Genomic DNA, 18,201 nt, shown 5'->3' on the forward strand with positions numbered 1-18,201 from the left:
CCGTTGTGGAAAAGGGGACGGAGGGGATTAAGTCGTTTATGCATAAACGACTTAATCCCCTCCGTCCCCTTTTTATCAGCGCAGCTTCGCCAGGGCCTGGCCCAGCTGTACCGGGCTTTCGGCGCCCAGCTGCGGGGCGAATTCGGCCACGCCCGGCGGCAGCAGCACGATCACGGTCGAGCCGTAGTTGAAGCGTGCCATCTCGGCGAAGCGCTCCAGCCTGATGCCCTGGCCGCGGTAGTCCTTGCGGGTGATGCGGTCGCCGTAGTGCGGAATCTCCTCGCCGCTCCACACGGTTTCCACGCCGGACACCAGCAGTGCACCGACCATCACGCTGACCATCGGGCCGAAGCTGGTATCGAAATGGCAGACCAGGCGTTCGTTGCGTGCGAACAGGCGCGGTACGCCGTTGACGGCCGCCGGGCCGACACTGAACAGGCGCCCTGGCACGTGCACGGTTTCACGCAGGGTGCCGGTCCAGGGCATGTGCACGCGGTGGTAGTCGCGCGGGGACAGGTACACGGTGGCGTACAGGCCGTCGTTGTACGGCTTGGCATCCTCGTCGCCGCCCAGCAGTTCGGCGGCGGTGAACGACTGGCCCTTGGCCTGGAAAATGCGGCCGGCCTCGATCCTGCCGAGCTGGCTGATGCGGCCGTCGGCCGGCATCACCAGGCTGCGCGGATCGGCATCGGCCACGCGTGCGCCCGGCTTCAGCGCACGGGTGAAGAACTGGTTGAAGGTCGAATAGCTGCGCGGGTCCGGGTTGGCCGCTTCGTCCAGGTTGACGTTGAACTTGCGGGTGACCGTGTCGATCAGCCAGCGCGACACGCGCGGATCGTCCGAGTACGCCAGCGAACGCGCCATCGAGGACAGCAGGCGGTGGGGCAGGGCATACGTCAGGGCGGTGGTGAGGCTCATGGGGCGGTTTTCTCGGTCAGCTTCTGCAGGTCGCGGGCGATCGCCGGCGCGTTGAACGGGGGGCGTACCAGGCCGGCAAGGCGGCCCTGCGGGTCGAGCACGGCCAGGCTGGCCGAATGCTCGACGGTGTAATCCTCGGGGTTCTCGTCGAAATGCTTGCCCGGCACCTTCTGGAACACGAAGCCCAACGAGGTGGCGAAGCGCTCCAGCGAGGGAACGTCAGCGGTGGCGGCCAGGGTGTCCTTGTGGAAGCCGTGCACGTACTCGCCCAGCCGGGTGGCGCTGTCGCGGTCGGGGTCGACCGAGATGAACAGCACGCGTGGGCGCAGGCTGTCGGGCAGGGCTTCCCACTGGTTCTGCGCGCCGGCCAGCGCGGCCAGCGTGGTCGGGCAGACGTCCGGGCAGAAGGTGAAGCCCAGGAACACCAGGGTCCAGTGGCCCTTCAGTTCGCCCGGGATCAGGCGGGTGCCGTCGGACTGGGCCAGGTTGAAGTCAGGCAGTTCGCGCGGCTGCGGGTACAGCGTGATCGCTTCGGTGGCCGGGGCATTGGCCGGCGGCTTCGGCGCGAACACCTGCTGGGCGGCCAGCAGGCCGAGACCCGCCGCCAGGGCGATCAGCAGGATGATGCCGGCGTTGCGATTGAACATGGGGGCTCCCGCGCGAAGTGGGCCCCATCATACCGGCTGTGGCCCGAATCGTTTCCGCCGCAACGGATGCCGCCACGGGCGCCAGCCCCTATAATCGGGGGCCACTTTGCCCGCAGTACCGCCATGACCGCTGAAACGGCCGCCGAACTCCACACGATCATCGATCTGATCCGCTACGGCACCAGCCGTTTCAACGAAGCCGGGCTGACCTTCGGGCACAGCTACGACAACGCGCTGGACGAGGCCACCCAGCTGGTGCTGCACAGCCTGCACCTGCCGCACGACCTCGGCCCGGCCTACGGCCAGGCGCGCCTGCTGCAGGCCGAAAAGCTGCGCGTGCTGGAGCTGTTCCAGCGCCGCATCGATGAACGCATCCCGGCCGCCTACCTGACCGGTGAGGCCTGGTTTGCAGGATTGAGCTTCAAGAGCGACAAGCGCGCCCTGGTACCGCGCTCGCCGATCGCCGAACTGATCGAATGCGGCTTCGAGCCGTGGCTGGCCGGCCGCGACGTGTACCGTGCACTGGACCTGTGCACCGGTTCGGGCTGCATCGCCATCGCCATGGGCCACTACTACCCGAACTGGCAGGTGGACGGCGTCGACCTGAGCGACGATGCACTGTCGCTGGCCGAAGAAAACAAGGAGCGCCTGCAGGCGCACAACGTCACCCTGATCAAGTCGGACCTGTTCCACGGCCTGTCCGGCCGCCACTACGACCTGATCGTCACCAATCCGCCATACGTCACCAACGACGAGACCGATGCCCTGCCGCAGGAATACTCCTACGAGCCGGAGATGGGCCTGCGTGCCGGCGACGACGGCCTGGACCTGGTGCTGAAGATCCTGCGCGATGCCCCGCTGCACCTGAGCGAGGATGGCCTGCTGATCTGTGAAGTGGGCGAATCCGAGCAGCATCTGGTCAAGCTGCTGCCGGAAGTCGATTTCGCCTGGATCGAATTCAAGGTCGGCCAGATGGGTATCTTCGCGGTTGAATGCCGCGAGCTGATCGCCCACAGCGCACGCATCACCGAACTGGCGGCGCAGCGCCCGTGAGCTCCAATTCGTTCGGCAAGCTGTTCACCGTCACCACGTTCGGCGAGTCGCACGGGCCGGCCATCGGCTGCGTGATCGATGGCTGCCCGCCGGGGCTGGCGCTGGACGCGGCCGAATTCGCCCACGACCTGCAGCGCCGCGCCACCGGCAAGAGCCGGCATACTTCGGCGCGGCGCGAGGCCGACGAGGTCGAGATCCTGTCCGGCGTGTACGAGGGCCTGACCACCGGCACCCCGATCGCGCTGCTGATCCGCAACACCGACCAGCGCAGCAAGGATTACGCCAACATCGGCCAGCAGTTCCGGCCGGGCCATGCCGACTACAGCTACTGGCACAAGTACGGCATCCGCGACCCGCGCGGTGGCGGCCGTTCCTCGGCACGCGAGACCACCATGCGCGTGGCCGCTGGCGTGGTCGCCAAGAAGTGGCTGGCCGAGCGCTTCGGCGTCACCGTGCGTGGCTACCTGTCGCAGCTGGGCGACATCACCCCGGCCGGTTTCGACTGGTCGGCGGTGGAAGACAACCCGTTCTTCTGGCCGCACGCTGCACAGGTGCCCGAACTGGAGGCGTACATGGACGCGCTGCGCAAGTCCGGAGATTCGGTCGGCGCGCGCGTGGACGTGGTCGCCGACAATGTGCCGCCGGGCTGGGGTGAGCCGATCTACGGCAAACTCGACGGTGAACTGGCTGCCGCGCTGATGAGCATCAACGCAGTGAAGGGCGTGGAGATCGGCGACGGTTTCGCCAGCGCCGCGCAGAAGGGCACCGAACACCGCGACCTGCTGACCCCGCAGGGCTTCGCCAGCAATCATGCGGGTGGCATCCTCGGTGGCATTTCCACCGGCCAGCCGGTGGTCGCCTCGATCGCGTTGAAGCCGACCTCCAGCCTGCGCCTGCCGGGCCCGTCGCTGGATACGTCCGGCAACGTGGTCGAGGTGGTCACCACCGGCCGCCACGACCCCTGCGTCGGCATCCGCGCCACCCCGATCGCCGAGGCGATGGTAGCGATGGTGCTGATGGACCAGGCGCTGCGTCACCGCGCGCAGTGCGGCGATGTGGGCACGATCACCCCGCGCATTCCCGGGCAGATCGATGGCTGACACGCGGCCGACCGTGTGGGTGAGCCAGCCGCTGATCGACGCGGCCATCGCGCCGCTGCGCGATCGCGTGCAGCTGCGCAGCACCGACACCGTCACCGCCTGGGCCCCGGACCAGATCGCCGGACAACTGGCCAGCGCCGACGGCGCGATCATCACGCTCAACGAGCGCATCGGCGCGGCCCAGGTGGCCGGCGCCGCGCAGCTGCGGGTGATCGCCAATGTCGGGGTGGGCTACAACAACCTGGACGTCGACGCGCTCAGCGCGGCCGGCATCCTGGCCAGCAACACACCGGACGTCCTGACCGAAACCACCGCCGATCTCGGTTTCGCCCTGCTGATGGCCACCGCGCGCCGCATCACCGAGTCCGAGCGCTGGCTGCGCGAAGGGCAGTGGCAGCAGTGGTCGTTCCAGACCATGCTCGGTGCCGATATCCACGGCAGCACGCTGGGCATCCTTGGCATGGGCCGCATCGGCCAGGGCATCGCCCGTCGCGGCGCGCACGGTTTCGGCATGAAGGTGCTGTACCACAACCGGTCGCAGCTGCCGGCGGCGACCGAGGCGGAAGTGGGCGCGACCTATGTGGACCTGGATACGCTGCTGGCACAGTCCGACCACCTGCTGCTGGTGCTGCCGTACACGCCGGCCTCGCATCATCTGATCGATGCCGCCGCACTGGCGAAGATGAAGCCGTCGGCGACGCTGGTGAATATCGCCCGCGGTGGCCTGGTCGATGAGATCGCGCTGGCCGATGCGCTGGCCAACGGTCGCCTGGCTGCGGCGGGTCTGGATGTGTACGAAGGCGAGCCAACGGTACGCCCGGAACTGCTGGCGCTGCGCAACGTCGTGCTCACTCCGCATATCGGCAGCGCCTCGCTGGCCACGCGCACGGCGATGGTACAGCTGGCCGTGGATAATCTGCTTGCCGGGCTCGGCCTGGACGGCGGCCCGTCGCGGATGCCGAGCGCGATCAACGCTGACGCGGCGATGGCCGCGCGCGTGACGCTGGGCAAAAAAACCGGGAAACGATAGGGAACCTCCGCGCGCCCCGCTTGAGGAGGTTCCCCGAACCCAGCTGTCGTGCGTGTTTTTCCCCATTCCCGTTTTCGTGAGAGTTCCCCCATGAGCAATGCACAGCGCAGTTTCCACGTCGCCGTCGTCGGTGCCACCGGCGCCGTCGGCGAGACCATGTTGTCGATCCTGGCCGAGCGTGATTTCCCGGTCGGTACCCTGAGCGTCCTGGCCTCCGAGCGTTCGGCCGGTGGCGAGATCGAGTTCAACGGCCAGAAGGTCACGGTCCAGGACCTGGCCACCTTCGATCCGGCCGGCGTCGAGATCGCGCTGTTCTCGGCCGGTGGCAGCGTGTCCAAGGAATACGCACCGAAGTTCGCCGCCGCAGGTGCGGTGGTGATCGACAACTCCTCGGCCTTCCGTTACGACGATGACGTGCCGCTGGTGGTGTCCGAAGTCAACCCGGAACAGGTCGCCAACCGTCCGCGCGGCATCATCGCCAATCCGAACTGCTCGACCATGCAGATGCTGGTGGCGCTGGCGCCGCTGCACCGCAAGTACGGCATCGAGCGCATCAACGTCTCCACCTACCAGTCGGTGTCCGGCGGTGGTCGTTCGGCCACCGAGGAGCTGGGCAAGCAGACCGGCCAGCTGCTGAGCTTCCAGGAGATCGATCCGCAGCGCTTCCCGGTGCAGATCGCCTTCAACCTGATCCCGCACATCGACGATTTCCAGGACAACGGCTTCACCAAGGAAGAAATGAAGCTGATCTGGGAGACCCGCAAGATCCTCGGCGACGACAGCATCCTGGTGAACCCGACCGCAGTGCGCGTGCCGGTGTTCTACGGCCATTCCGAGTCGGTGGCGATCGAAACCCGCGACAAGGTCACCGTGGCCGAAGCACGTGCGCTGCTGGAGCAGTCGCCGGGCATCGAAGTGGTGGACCGCCACGAGGCCGGTGGCTACCCGACCCCTGTCACCCACGCCTCGGGCACCGACGCGGTGTACGTCGGCCGCATCCGTGAGGACCTGTCGCACCCGCGCGGCCTGAACCTGTGGATCGTATCGGACAACGTGCGCAAGGGCGCCGCCCTGAATGCCGTGCAGCTGGCCGAGCTGGTCGCCGCCGAGCAGCGCTGATCACAGCGGTTGCCTCACCGGTAGTGCCGGCCGCTGGCCGGCATTGCCGTGATGGCACGTGCGTATCTGCTGGCCAGCGGCCGGCACTACCGAAGGTCCCCATGGGTGGGTGCGGACCGCGGTCCGCACGCTTTATAGTGTCGCCATGAATAAACGGGCCAGGGGCGCAAAGCGCCCCCTCCTCTATCTTTCCACCGCGCTGCTGGCCCTGGCCAGCAGTTCGGCGCTTGCCCTGGGCTTGGGCGACATCCGTGTCCTGTCCAAGCCGGGCCAGCCCCTGCTGGCCGAAATCCCGGTGGTCTCGGCCGATCCGTCCGAGCTGGAGAACCTGCGTGTCGCGTTGGCCTCACCGGTCACCTTCGAGCGCGTCGGCCTGCAGCGGCCGACCGGGCTGGTCGGCGAACTGCAGTTCGAACTGACCCGCAATGCGCAGGGCAGGGCAGTGGTGCGGGTGACCTCGCAGACGCCGGTCGAGACCCCGTCGCTGAGCTTCCTGATCGAGGCGGACTGGGGCCAGGGCCGCCTGGTGCGCGAGTACTCGGCGCTGGTCGATGCACCGTCCAGCGCACTGGCCGTGGCCGAGCCGGAAATCGTTGCACCCGCAGGTACGCTCTCCAACACCATCGCCCGTGAGGCCGCCCCGGCGCCCGCCGCCGCGGAGAGCGTGAGCGCGCCTGCGCCGTCCACCGCCACCACGCCGGCACCCGCACCGGCTCGCCCGCGTGCAGTGGCTGCACCCGCTGCCGCACCGGCAGCCGATGGCAGCGTTATTGTCCAGCGTGGGCAGACCTTGTCGCAGATCGCCAGCGTGGTGGCCCGCGGCAACCAGGTCAGCCGCGACCGCGCAATGATTGCGCTGCTGCGGGCCAACCCGGAGGCCTTCATCCGTGGCAACGTCAACCTGCTCAAGCAGGGCGCCGTGCTGCGCATGCCCGGCAGCGATGCACTGGCGGCGGTCGATGCCGCCGAGGCCGCCGCGCTGGTGCGCGAGCATGCCGCACAGTGGCGTCAGGCGCGCACCGTGCCGCAACCGGCGGGTACTGTCGCCCCGGTCGCCACGGCGGGAACCACGAACGCTTCTTCCCCGGCTGCGGCCACTGGGGCACGACTTGAAATCGCTCCGGCGCTGGCCTCCGACGCCGCGCACGCGGGCACAACCACCGGCACTGCAGCCGGCAGCGAGGGTGACATGCTGGGCAACGAACAACTGCGCCAGGCACGCGAGGACATCGCGACCCGCGATGCCGAGATCGGCGAGCTGAAGCAGCGGGTGGCCGACCTGGAAAAACTCAAGGAACAGCAGCAGTCGCTGATCGCGATGAAGGACAACGACCTGGCCGCGGCGCAGCAGCGCCTGGCGCAGGCACCGGCTGCCCGCGATGCGGCAACGCCGTGGTACTGGCTGGGTCTGCCGGTGCTGTTGCTGGCGGCCGGCGCGGCCTGGCTGCTGCGTCGTCGCAAGCCGTCGCCACTGCCGCCGCTGCGCGAGGAAGGCGACGCCGCCGGCCTGGCCGCTGCGGTACCGGCCGGCGCGGCGCTGGATACGCTGGCCGAGCAGTCTTCGTGGTCGACGGCGGTGTCCGACAGTGGCCGCCAGGAACCGGCGATGCCTGCCTGGGCGACCGAAGCCGAGGTGCAGGATGACGTGGCTGCCGAAGCGGTCGCCGACGTCGCCGCCCAGACTGACTGGCAGGCGCAGACGCTGCGCGATGACGAAGTGGTGGAGCTGCCCGGGGCCGTGACCGACCTGCCGCGCTGGGACGAGCCGGTGGCCATGCAGGACACCCCCGTGCAGGATGAGCCGCCCGCGCAGGCGGTCCCTGACGAGATCGCAGTACCGGACTACGCGCTGCACGCCGAACAGCAGCCGCAGTTCCGCGGCGTGTTCGACCTGCCGGCCGAGCATCATGACGGCGGGGATTCGAGCGCGGCGCCGCACGACGCGCTGGCCGCGGCCGCGCATGAAGACGGTACTGCCGCGCCGGCCAGCGATGCCGGCTGGGCGCCGCGCGCCGGGCAGGAACGCCTGGAACTGGCCATCGCCTACCTCGACCTGGGCGATGCGCAGACCGCACGGACGTTGCTGCTGGAAGTGGCCGAGGGCGGCGACCTGCACTGCCAGGCCCAGGCTCGCGAACTGCTGGCCCGCCTGCCGTGACCGAACCCGCCGACAAGGACCGTGCCATGAGCCGCGAGCGCCGTATCGACTACGTTGAATTCGCCTCCAGTGACCCGGCCGACAGCCGCGCCTTCTTCGAAAAGGTGTTCGGGTGGTCGTTCGTCGACTATGGCAGCGACTACACCGCCTTCGACGATGGCCGCCTGCAGGGTGGCTTCTTCCGCGGCCAGCCGCAACGAGCCAGTGACAGCGGCGCGCCGCTGCTGGTGCTGTATGCCGACCAGCTGGCGCCCATCGAGGCAGCGGTGCGCGACGCTGGCGGCGAGATCGTACGGCCGGTGTTTTCTTTCCCCGGTGGCAGCCGCTTCCAGTTCGTCGAGCCCGGTGGCAACGAACTGGCGGTCTGGTCCGAACGCGATCCGGCCTGAGCGCCGCCCCTCCCGCAACATCGAGGTAGCACATGCGTTACGCGCTTGGCGTCGAGTACGACGGCAGCGATTTCAGGGGCTGGCAGAACCTGGGCGAGGGTGGTCCCAGCGTGCAGGCCAGCCTTGAGCAGGCCCTGTCGTCGGTGGCCGATGCGCCGCTGCAGGTGGTCTGTGCCGGTCGCACCGATGCCGGCGTGCACGGCCAGTGCCAGGTCGTGCATTTCGACACCGACGTGGTGCGCGATCCGCGCGCCTGGATGCTGGGCACCACCACCCGCCTGCCGCGCTCGATCGCGGTGCGCTGGTGCGTGCCCGTGGCCGATGATTTCCACGCCCGCTTCTCGGCGCGGGCACGCCGTTACCGTTATCGCCTGCTCAACCGCGAAGTGCGGCCGGCGCTGCAGCGGCAGACCCTCAGCTGGGAGCGCCGTGCGCTGGACGCGGGCCTGATGCATGCCGCCGGCCAGGCCCTGCTAGGCGAGAACGACTTCAGCGCGTTCCGCTCGGTGCAGTGCCAGGCGCTGCATGCACGGCGTGAACTGCAGTCACTGCAGGTCAGCCGCCAGGGCGAGGTGATCGAGGTCGCCGTGCAGGGCAATGCATTCCTTCATCACATGGTCCGCAATATCGTCGGATCGCTGATCCTGGTGGGCAGTGGCGAGAAGCCGGTGGAATGGATCGCCGAACTGCTGGCCGGGCGCGATCGCACCGTAGCCGGTCCCACCGCACCGCCGCAGGGCCTGGTGTTCCTTGGGCCCCTGTACCCCGACAACTGGCATCTGCCCGCCGAGGTCACGCTATGAGCCGCTCCTACTACCGCACGCGCATCAAGTTCTGTGGCATGACCCGGGCCGGCGACGTCCGCCTGGCCGGTGAGCTGGGCGTGGACGCGGTGGGTTTCATCTTCGCCCGTGAAAGCAGCCGCCGGGTCGCTCCGGCCGAGGCACGCGCGATGCGCCAGGCGATCGCGCCCATGGTCGACGTGGTGGCGCTGTTCCGCAACAACAGCAAGGAAGAAGTGCGCGAGGTGCTGCGCACGGTACGACCGACCCTGCTGCAGTTCCACGGCGAGGAAGACGAGAGCTTCTGCCGCAGCTTCAACATGCCGTACCTGAAGGCGATCGCCATGGGCGGCCGTGAAGAGATCAACGCCCGCACCCTGCAGCTGCGCTATCCCAGCGCCGCCGGCTTCCTGTTCGACAGCCACGCGCCGGGTGGCGGTGGCGGCACCGGCGTGGCCTTTGACTGGGGCCGGATCCCGACCGGCCTGCATCGCCCGTTCCTGCTGGCCGGCGGCCTGAACCCGGAAAACGTCTACGACGCGGTGCTGGGTACCCTGCCGTGGGGCGTGGATGTCTCCAGTGGCATCGAACTGGAGCCGGGCATCAAGGACGGCTACAAGATGCGCACCTTCGTCGAGGAAGTGCGCCGCGCCGATTGCACGGTTCTCGAGTGAGTGGCGTCATTATTTGCCGTGATTTGGACCTGGATTTGAGCCTGCACGCATTCTTCACATAGGATGGTCCCAAGCGCGCCTGCCATGAGGGCTGGCGCGGGGATCGACGGGACGCGCGCGGCGCGCCCCGAACGGGCGGCCGCCGCCCACAGCCCAGGAAGGCAAGCGATGCAGGAGTTTCTCACCGTCGTACTCGGTTACCCGACGCTGCCGTACAGCATTCTGCTGTTGGTGTCGGTGATGTATTGGGCGGTTGCGGCGTTCGGCCTGGTCGATGACGGTTTTGGCAATCTCGGCGCCGATGGCGCGCTCGAGGCGGGGACCGACCTCAGTGGCCTGTCAGCCATGCTGGCGCGCTGGGGCCTGGGTGGCGTCCCGATCATGGTGGTGGTCACCCTGCTGAGCCTGTTCGGCTGGCTCATCACCTATTTCATCCATCTGTTCGTACTGCTGCCGCTGCCGGACCTGCTGCGCTGGGGCCTGGGTACGCTCGTGGCGGTGCTGGCACCGCTGCCAGCGGTACCGCTCATCGCGCTGATCCTGCGCCCGGTCCGGCGCTTCCTGCTGCGCCTGCGGCCGGTGCCGCAGGCATCGCTGCTCGGCCGGGCCGGCGTGGTCGCATCGCCGAAGGTGGACGCACGCAGCGGTCATGCCACGGTCGATGATGGCGGCGCCGGGCTGGTGCTGCAGATCCGCAGCGACATCGAACTGCAGCGTGGCGAGCGCATCGTGCTGGTCGAGCACATGGCCGAACAACACTATTACCGGGTGGTCCGCGCCGACGCGATCGCCCTCGATTTCCAGGACAACCTGCTTCCGGGCAACAAGGAGACTCATCAATGACGTTGGCATCCCTCTTACCGTTCCTGGCCGTCGCCGGCGGCCTGCTCGTCCTGCTGCTGGGCGTGGCCGGGCTGTTCAAGGCCTTCTACCGCAAGGTCGACCAGGGCGTGGCCCTGATCGTCAACGACATGAGCTCCACGCCCAAGGTGCACTTCACCGGCGCGCTGATCATCCCGGTGCTGTACCGCGCCGAGCTGATGCGGATCAGCCTGATCACCCTGCAGATCGACCGCCGTGGCAAGGAAGGCCTGATCTGCCGCGACAACATGCGTGCCGACATCGCCGTGGCCTTCTACCTGCGGGTGAACGAGACCCAGGCCGACGTGCTGCGCGTGGCCAAGGCCATCGGTGCCGACCGTGCGTCGGACAAGCATGCCGTCGATGAGCTGTTCAACGCCAAGTTCTCCGAAGCGTTGAAGACGGTCGGCAAGAAGTTCGACTTCACCGAACTGTTCGAGAAGCGCCAGGAGTTCCGCGACGAGATCATCGCGGTGATCGGCAACGACCTCAACGGCTATGTGCTGGAAGACGTGGCGATCGATTACCTGGAGCAGACCCCGAAGGCGCTGCTGGACCAGTTCAACATCCTTGACGCGCAGGGTATCCGCAAGATCACCGAGCTGACCGCCGCGCAGAACGTGGTGACCAACGAGCTGGAGCAGAACGAGAAGCTCGCCATCACCAAGAAGAACGTGGAAGCGCGTGAAGCGCTGCTGGCGCTGGAACGCCAGCAGGCCGAAGCCGAAGCACGCCAGAAGCGCGAGATCGAGACCATCCGCGCGCGCGAGGAGGCCGAGACCGCCAAGGTGCAGGAAGAGCAGCGCCAGCTGTCCGAGAACGCCCGCATCGAAGCACAGCAGCTGATCGAGATCCGCGACCAGAACCGCCTGCGCGAAGTGGAAGTGGCCGAGCAGAACCGCCAGCGCGCCGTGGCCATCGAGGCCGAGCGCGTGGAGCGCGCACGCCAGCTTGAGCAGGTCACCACCGACCGCGAAGTGCAGCTGCAGGGCGTGGAGCGCGACAAGGTGGTCGAGCAGGGCAAGATGGACGTGGCCAACATCACCCGCGAACGCATCTCCATCGACAAGACCGTGGCGCAGGAGGAAGAGCGCATCAAGGAAGTGCGCGAGGTCTCCGAGGCCGACCGCCAGAAGCAGGTGCTGATCCTGGAAGCCGAGGCCAAGGCGCAGGAATCGCTGGTGCGCGAGGTAAAGGAAGCGCAGGCACGCGAGACCGCTTCCAAGCACCGCGCAGTGGAACTGACCACGCTGGCCCAGGCCGAACACGAAGCAGCCGGCAAGCAGGCCGAAGCCAAGCGCCTGCTGGCCGACGCGCTGCGCGCCGAGCAGGCCGCACCGGGCCTGGCCGAAGCGCAGGTGCGTGAAGCTTCGGCACTGGCCATCGAGAAGGTCGGCATCGCCGAGGCCCGCGTGATCGAAGCCAAGGCCGAAGCCAGCCTGAAGCAGGGCAGCAACGAAGCCCGCGTGCTGGCCGAGACCCTGCAGGCGCAGGCGCAGGGTGAGGAGAAGATGGGCCTGGCCCGTGCCACCGCCACCGAATCGCTGGGCAACGCCGAAGCCGGCGTGGTGCAGAAGAAGCTGCTGGCCGAGGCCGAAGGCCTGGTGCGCAAGTTCGAAGCGATCGCTTCGCTGAGCGACCAGGCACGTGGCCACGAAGAGTTCCGCATGATGCTGGACAACAGCCTGAAGCAGGCGCTGGCCTCGATCGAAGCCGGCAAGGAAGTCTCGCGCGAGAACGCCAACGTCATCGCCAGCGCGCTGCGCAACGCCGATATCGATCTGGTCGGTGGCGACGGCGGCATGTTCGAGAACCTGGTCAAGGCGGTGTCGCTGGGCAAGTCGATCGAAGGCTTTGCCGGCAAGAGCCCGATCGTGCAGGAGCTGATGCAGCGCTACCTGGGCGTGGCCGTGGCCGAACCGGCGCCGCGCCAGATCGCCGAGGATGCCGAAGCGGTGCCGACCGTGTCGGCCACCGTGGTCGACAGCGCCCGTTGATGCATCGGGCGATGGCTGCTGCGGCCATCGCCCGCCCGCGCCGGCCGCAACCGCGGCCGTCCGCCCGTGAGCCGGAAGCCTGCTGATGTCTGATACCCATCCGTCCGCCGAATCCACTGCACCGGAGGCCGGCGGCACTACCGTCGACCAAGCCGTTGCCCAGGGCGGTGCCTATGAAGTCCTGCGCCGCCGCCTGGCCGAGCAGGGCCAGCGCCTGCAGGGCCTGGCCGAAACGCTCAACCGCCAGCGCCTGGCCGAGTTCGGCGACAGCCGCCTGGAGGTGGTCGGGCGCTTCCGCATCCGCAGCGAAAACAACTGCGTCGGCCGTGACATCGTGCAGGTCGGGCCGGACCGCCTGCTGTTCGGCTACAACGTGTTCATCGGGCTGAAGACCCAGACCCGCATCGAGGACGTGTTCGGCCTGTACCGGCTGGTGCAGGGCAGCGACGGCTACGACGTGGCGGCGCTGGAGCTGAAGGGCAGCTTCCTCGACCAGCCCGGCTTCGTGCACGACTTCAACGAGCTGTACGCCTACTACAAGCACGCGCGCCTGCTGCAGCTGATCGTGGTGGGGGACAAGCTGCTGGCGTCGTTCCAGATCGGTGAGCGCAGCAGCGACGTGCGCGTGTTCCGCTGGGCGCTGTCGCGCGATGGGGAACTGACCTATCTGGATGCGCGCGGTGAGCGCGATATCGCACTGCCGCCGCCGTTCGACTTCGAATGGACCCGGGCGACCCGCGACCTGGCGGTCAATGGCCGCCATTCGCACCTGAACATCCTCGATACCCTGTTCGTGGAGACCACCGGCGGCGACCTCACGATCAAGGTCGAGAACAACACCGAGACAGGGCAGGGCATCTACAGCGAACCGGTGGAGGACAGCACGCAGTCGCTGGACGACGCCCAGTTCGAGTTCGCCCGGGTCGGCTCGCTGGTGCTGCTGAAAGTGCTGCCGTACCGCGAGACGGAGTGGCGCGGGCTGATCTACAACACGCTGACCGGCGGCATCGTGCGCAACGATGCGATCGTGCAGGCCTGCGTGCAGCTGCCCGAAGACCACGGCGTGATCTTCCCGGGTGGCTATTACCTGCAGGGCGGCGAGCACAAGGCGTTCGACGCCTCGATGGCCGGCATGCAGTTCAAGCGCAGCATCCGTTCGCCCAACGGCGAGGACGTGCTGTACATCTTCTACGAGCGCGAAGGCGGGCGCTCGGCGCTGTTCGTCTACAACACCATCCAGCGCGTGCTGCAGAACCCGGTGTTCGGCCATGGCTACGCCTTGATGCAGGACGGGCGCATGGTGCTGTTCCATGCCGAAGGCAGCGAACCGACCCGCATCCATCCGATGCAGGTCTGGCAGACCCCGTTCAGCAGTGACGAGTTTGCTGCAAGCCGGCCACCCGGCAACACCTTCATGGGACGCATCGGCAACGCCGAACTGGTGCGGGGCATCTCCAACCTGTTCAACCTGGCGCGCGAGATCGATGGCCAGGACGTGTCGGTGCAGCGCTACCAGCGCCTGGTGGCCGACACCCGGCGCCTGTTCGATGCCCACCACTGGCTGGGCGACGCGGCCTGCGATGGCGCCGAGGCGCTGCTGCGGCAGATCAGCGCCACCGGCGAATCGGTGCTGGACGAGTACGAGAAGGTGCAGTCGATCCGCCAGCAGTCGGCGCAGGCGATGGTCGAGGCAGAGGCCGCGCACAAGGCGCTGCTGGGCCGGCTGCAGCCGCAGAACTGGAGCGAGGTGCAGGCCTTCGTCGAGGCCCTCAATGCGGTCACCGCATTGCGCGGACGGCTGCTGACCATCCGCGAGCTGCGCTACATCGACACCGCGCGCATCGAGACGATGACGGCCGAGCTGGTGGAGGCGCAGGATCATGTCGGCGCCGCCACGGGTGACTTCCTCGCCGGCGATGCCGCGCTGGTGCCGCTGACCACGCGCCTGCAGGCGCTGGATGAAGCTGCGCAGCAGGCGCAGAGTGCCCGCCAGCTGGATGAGCAGCTGGAGGGGCTGCGCGGGATGGCGGCCGATCTGGATATGCTGTCTGAACTGATGGCCGGCCTGAAGGTGGACGATGCCACCGCCCGCACCCGCGTGGTCGAGTCCATTTCGGTGCTGTACGGCCGCCTCAACCAGGCCCGCGCGCGTGCCGATCAGCGCCGCAGGTCGCTCGGCTCAGCCGAGGCCGTGGCGCAGTTCGCCGCGCAGTTCGCGCTGTTCTCGCAGTCGATCACCAGCGCGCTGGCGCTGGCCACGGACCCGGAGCGTGCCGACGAGCAGTTGTCGCGCCTGCTGGTGCAGCTGGAGGAGCTGGAGAGCCAGTTCGGCGAACACGAGCAGTTCCTCGGCGACATCCTGAGCAAGCGCGAAGAGCTGGTTGAAGCCTTCGAAACGCACAAGCAGGCGCTGCTGGATGACCGCCAGCGCAAGGCACGTTCGGTGCTGGATGCGGCCAGCCGCATCCTCGATGGCCTGGCCAAGCGCACCGAGCGCTTCGCCACCGCCGATGAGCTCAATGCGTTCTTTGCCGGCGATCCGCTGATCCTCAAGCTGCGTGAGCTGGCCGAACGCCTGCGCGCGTTGCATGACAACGTCAAGGCCGACGACATCGAAGCGCGCCTGAAGGGCGTGCGTGACCAGGCGGTGCGCCAGCTGCGTGACCGCAGTGATCTGTACGAGGCGGGCGGCAACGTGGTGCGGCTGGGGCCGCGCCATCGCTTCAGCGTCAACACCCAGGCGCTGGACCTGACCCTGCTGCCGCGTGGTGACACGCTGGCGATCCATCTGACCGGCACCGACTTCCTGGAGACCCTGCACGATCCGGAGCTGGATGCGCTGAAGCCGTTCTGGCCGGTCACCCTGGACTCCGAATCACCTGCACTGTATCGCGGCGAGTATCTTGCCGGCAGCCTGTTGATGGCCGCGCAGGAGGGGAGCGACGGGCTTGACCTGGCCACGCTGCAGCACGACGTCGCCACGCCCGAAGCACTGGACCAGCGCGTGCGTGCGTTTGCCGCACCGCGCTACCGCGAAGGCTACGAGCGCGGCATCCATGACCATGATGCCGCGCTGATCCTGCGTGCGTTGCTGCCCTTGCAGCAGGCGGCCGGCAGCCTGCGGCATGCACCACGGGTGCGTGCGCTGGCGGTGCTGTTCTGGGCTGCCGAGCAGCGGCGCGAAGCGGTGGCGCAATGGCCGGCCCGCCAGATGGGTGCTGAAGCGCTGGCACGCCTGCTGGGGTCCGACGAAGGGCGCCTGGCGTTGCGTGCGGAAATGGCCGAGGCACTGCTGGCGTATGCGCAATCCCACGCGTTGCCGTTCGATGCCGATGCCGCAGAGGCCGCGGCCGCTTATCTGGGCGAGGAACTGGCGGCCGGCGAACCGGTGTTCAGCAGCAGCCGCCATGCGGTAGCGCTGCTGGAGGCACTGGCTCGGCAGCTGGAACAGGCCGGGCAACGCGAGGCGGTCGAACGCGCCCTGCAGCGCAGCCAGGATCCGCTGGCCACGCGCTGGGCGCTGGCCGGTCAGTGGCTGCGGGCGCTGGCGCGGATGCCGGCGCATGCCCCGCATGCCGGCTACGTCGACGAGGCTGCAGCACTGCTGCTGGTGCAGCGCCAGCTGCGTACCCGTGCCAGCGACGCCGCGCTGCAGGCGGAGGTCAGTGGCCTGCTGGGTGAACACGCACGCATCAGCAACGGCACGCTGGTGGTATCGCTGGATGATTTCCTGGCGCGCCTGAAGCAGCACCTGCGTCATTTCGTGCCAGCGTTCCATGCCTACCAGGCGCTGCGCCAGGGCATCATCGGCCGCGAGCGCGAGACCTTGCGGCTTTCCGAGTTCAAGGCGCGGCCGCTGTCCTCGTTCGTACGCAACAAGCTGATCAATGATGTCTACCTGGGCGTGATCGGTGACAACCTGGCCAAGCAGATGGGCACGGTCGGCGAGAACAAGCGCAGCGACCTGATGGGCCTGCTGATGATGATTTCGCCGCCCGGCTACGGCAAGACCACGCTGATGGAATACGTGGCGCACCGCCTGGGCCTGGTCTTCATGAAGATCAACGGCCCGGCGCTGGGTCACGAGGTGCGGTCGCTGGACCCGGCCCAGGCACCGGACGCGACCTCGCGGCAGGAGCTGGAGAAGCTCAACCTGGCGCTGGAAATGGGCAACAACACCATGCTGTATGTGGACGACATCCAGCACACCCATCCGGAGTTCCTGCAGAAGTTCATCTCGCTGTGCGATGGCACCCGCCGTATCGAAGGTGTGTGGCGCGGTCGCACCCGCACCTACGACATGCGCGGCAAGAAATTCTGCGTGGTGATGGCCGGCAACCCGTATACCGAGTCCGGCGAGGTGTTCAAGATTCCGGACATGCTGGCCAACCGTGCCGACATCTACAACCTGGGTGATGTGCTCGGTGGCATGGAGGCGGCCTTTACCCTCAGCTACATCGAGAACAGCCTGACTTCCAACCCGGTGCTGGCGCCGCTGGCTACGCGCGACATGGCTGACCTGTACACGCTGGTCGACCGGGCGATGGGCAAGGAGGTCTCGACCAACGGCCTCAGCCACGCCTACAGCAGCGCGGAGATCAACGAAATCACCGCCACCCTGCAGCGCATGCTGCGCGTGCGCGACGTGGTCTACCGCGTCAACCAGCAGTACATCGCCAGTGCCGCGCAGGACGATCGCTACCGCACCGAGCCGCCGTTCCGGCTGCAGGGTAGCTACCGCAACATGAACAAGCTGGCCGAGAAGATCTCGCCGGTGATGAACGAGGACGAGCTGCAGCAGTTGATCTCCGACCACTACCTGGGCGAGGCACAGCTGCTGACCACCGGCGCCGAAGAAAACCTGTTGAAGCTGGCCGAGCTGCGCGGCGTGCTGGACGACACGCAGGCGCAACGCTGGACGCAGATCAAGCGCGACTTCCTGCGCAACAAGGCCATGGGGGCCGACGACAGCGATGTCGGCGGGCGCGTGGTCGCGCAGCTGGCCGACATCGCCACCGCCCTGCAGCTTCCACCGCCGACGCCGGAACCGATTGCCGTTGCCGACCCGGCACCGTGGCCGGCGTTGCTGGAGGCCCTGCATCGTCTTTCTGAAACACGTCCGGCCGCCGCGCCGGTGCCGGTCGCGGCAGCCGCCAGTGTGCCGACGACGGTCCTGGCCGACGACCTGCAGGCTGGCCTGGCACCGTTGGTGGAACTGTTGGCGGCATCGCAGGCGCAGCAGGCACAGGTGTCGCAGACCCTGGCCGCGTTCGCCGGCTGGGCGCGGCAGCAGGTCGAGCGTGGGGTGCCGAACAGTGCGGTGGCGCAGCGTGCGCGTGTGCGCCGTGCCACGACGCCGGAGGAGCGCGCGCTGGATGAGGCGCTGATGCGTCACTTCTACGGCGAGTCGTTGCCGCCGGACGACGGTGAGGAGATTCCAGCGACGACACCGAAGCCGCCGCCGCTGCCGTGA

The 18,201-nt window shown here is 68.0% G+C and carries 13 protein-coding genes; 11 read left to right on the forward strand and 2 right to left on the reverse strand.

Annotated elements, in window-relative coordinates; translation table 11 throughout:
• Window positions 1-75 precede the first annotated feature (75 nt).
• Entirely contained in the window at window positions 76-918 is an 843-nt protein-coding gene (gene asd / locus E5790_RS16045) for an archaetidylserine decarboxylase (RefSeq protein WP_111206977.1), read from the reverse strand.
• A complete protein-coding gene (locus tag E5790_RS16050) occupies window positions 915-1,565 on the reverse strand; it encodes an SCO family protein (RefSeq protein WP_014647895.1) in 651 nt (216 codons plus the stop codon). The genes asd and E5790_RS16050 overlap by 4 nt, the downstream gene beginning before the upstream one ends.
• A gap of 123 nt (window positions 1,566-1,688) precedes the next feature.
• On the opposite strand from E5790_RS16050, the gene prmB reads away from it, so the two are divergent.
• The 11 genes from prmB (at window position 1,689) to E5790_RS16105 (ending at window position 18,201) form a co-directional block, all read left to right on the forward strand.
• Entirely contained in the window at window positions 1,689-2,618 is a 930-nt protein-coding gene (prmB, locus tag E5790_RS16055; protein WP_111206978.1) for a 50S ribosomal protein L3 N(5)-glutamine methyltransferase, read from the forward strand.
• A complete protein-coding gene (aroC, locus tag E5790_RS16060) occupies window positions 2,615-3,718 on the forward strand; it encodes a chorismate synthase (RefSeq protein WP_014647893.1) in 1,104 nt (367 codons plus the stop codon). The genes prmB and aroC overlap by 4 nt, the downstream gene beginning before the upstream one ends.
• Complete coding sequence (locus E5790_RS16065) at window positions 3,711-4,748, forward strand: D-glycerate dehydrogenase (RefSeq protein WP_041863663.1); 1,038 nt, start codon at window positions 3,711-3,713, stop codon at window positions 4,746-4,748. The genes aroC and E5790_RS16065 overlap by 8 nt, the downstream gene beginning before the upstream one ends.
• A 90-nt stretch (window positions 4,749-4,838) precedes the next feature.
• Window positions 4,839-5,867, forward strand: coding sequence for an aspartate-semialdehyde dehydrogenase (locus E5790_RS16070; protein ID WP_014647891.1), 1,029 nt, complete (start codon window positions 4,839-4,841; stop codon window positions 5,865-5,867).
• Between the two features lie 145 nt (window positions 5,868-6,012).
• A complete protein-coding gene (locus tag E5790_RS16075) occupies window positions 6,013-8,025 on the forward strand; it encodes a FimV/HubP family polar landmark protein (protein ID WP_111206979.1) in 2,013 nt (670 codons plus the stop codon).
• A gap of 26 nt (window positions 8,026-8,051) precedes the next feature.
• Window positions 8,052-8,414 carry a VOC family protein gene (locus E5790_RS16080; protein WP_014647889.1) on the forward strand — a complete coding sequence of 121 codons (363 nt, stop codon included), beginning with the start codon at window positions 8,052-8,054 and terminating at the stop codon, window positions 8,412-8,414.
• Window positions 8,415-8,446: 32 nt separating this feature from the next.
• A complete protein-coding gene (gene truA, locus E5790_RS16085; protein ID WP_014647888.1) occupies window positions 8,447-9,217 on the forward strand; it encodes a tRNA pseudouridine(38-40) synthase TruA in 771 nt (256 codons plus the stop codon).
• Window positions 9,214-9,870 carry a phosphoribosylanthranilate isomerase gene (locus tag E5790_RS16090; protein ID WP_014647887.1) on the forward strand — a complete coding sequence of 219 codons (657 nt, stop codon included), beginning with the start codon at window positions 9,214-9,216 and terminating at the stop codon, window positions 9,868-9,870. Before truA ends, E5790_RS16090 begins: the two co-directional genes overlap by 4 nt.
• Before the next feature lie 168 nt (window positions 9,871-10,038).
• Window positions 10,039-10,713 (forward strand): hypothetical protein, encoded by a 675-nt coding sequence (locus E5790_RS16095; protein ID WP_014647886.1) that lies wholly within the window; start codon window positions 10,039-10,041, stop codon window positions 10,711-10,713.
• A complete protein-coding gene (locus tag E5790_RS16100; protein ID WP_014647885.1) occupies window positions 10,710-12,728 on the forward strand; it encodes a hypothetical protein in 2,019 nt (672 codons plus the stop codon). The genes E5790_RS16095 and E5790_RS16100 overlap by 4 nt, the downstream gene beginning before the upstream one ends.
• Before the next feature lie 85 nt (window positions 12,729-12,813).
• Window positions 12,814-18,201, forward strand: coding sequence for a DNA repair ATPase (locus E5790_RS16105; RefSeq protein WP_111206981.1), 5,388 nt, complete (start codon window positions 12,814-12,816; stop codon window positions 18,199-18,201).

This window comes from Stenotrophomonas sp. PAMC25021 (assembly GCF_004795795.1).
Taxonomy (GTDB): domain Bacteria; phylum Pseudomonadota; class Gammaproteobacteria; order Xanthomonadales; family Xanthomonadaceae; genus Stenotrophomonas; species Stenotrophomonas muris.

Coding starts and splice junctions, on each gene's coding strand:
- asd (WP_111206977.1), bottom strand. CDS start 918: ATGAGCCTCACCACCGCCCTGACGTATGCCCTGCCCCACCGCCTGCTG.
- E5790_RS16050 (WP_014647895.1), bottom strand. CDS start 1,565: ATGTTCAATCGCAACGCCGGCATCATCCTGCTGATCGCCCTGGCGGCG.
- prmB (WP_111206978.1), top strand. CDS start 1,689: ATGACCGCTGAAACGGCCGCCGAACTCCACACGATCATCGATCTGATC.
- E5790_RS16065 (WP_041863663.1), top strand. CDS start 3,711: ATGGCTGACACGCGGCCGACCGTGTGGGTGAGCCAGCCGCTGATCGAC.
- E5790_RS16070 (WP_014647891.1), top strand. CDS start 4,839: ATGAGCAATGCACAGCGCAGTTTCCACGTCGCCGTCGTCGGTGCCACC.
- E5790_RS16075 (WP_111206979.1), top strand. CDS start 6,013: ATGAATAAACGGGCCAGGGGCGCAAAGCGCCCCCTCCTCTATCTTTCC.
- E5790_RS16080 (WP_014647889.1), top strand. CDS start 8,052: ATGAGCCGCGAGCGCCGTATCGACTACGTTGAATTCGCCTCCAGTGAC.
- truA (WP_014647888.1), top strand. CDS start 8,447: ATGCGTTACGCGCTTGGCGTCGAGTACGACGGCAGCGATTTCAGGGGC.
- E5790_RS16090 (WP_014647887.1), top strand. CDS start 9,214: ATGAGCCGCTCCTACTACCGCACGCGCATCAAGTTCTGTGGCATGACC.
- E5790_RS16095 (WP_014647886.1), top strand. CDS start 10,039: ATGCAGGAGTTTCTCACCGTCGTACTCGGTTACCCGACGCTGCCGTAC.
- E5790_RS16100 (WP_014647885.1), top strand. CDS start 10,710: ATGACGTTGGCATCCCTCTTACCGTTCCTGGCCGTCGCCGGCGGCCTG.
- E5790_RS16105 (WP_111206981.1), top strand. CDS start 12,814: ATGTCTGATACCCATCCGTCCGCCGAATCCACTGCACCGGAGGCCGGC.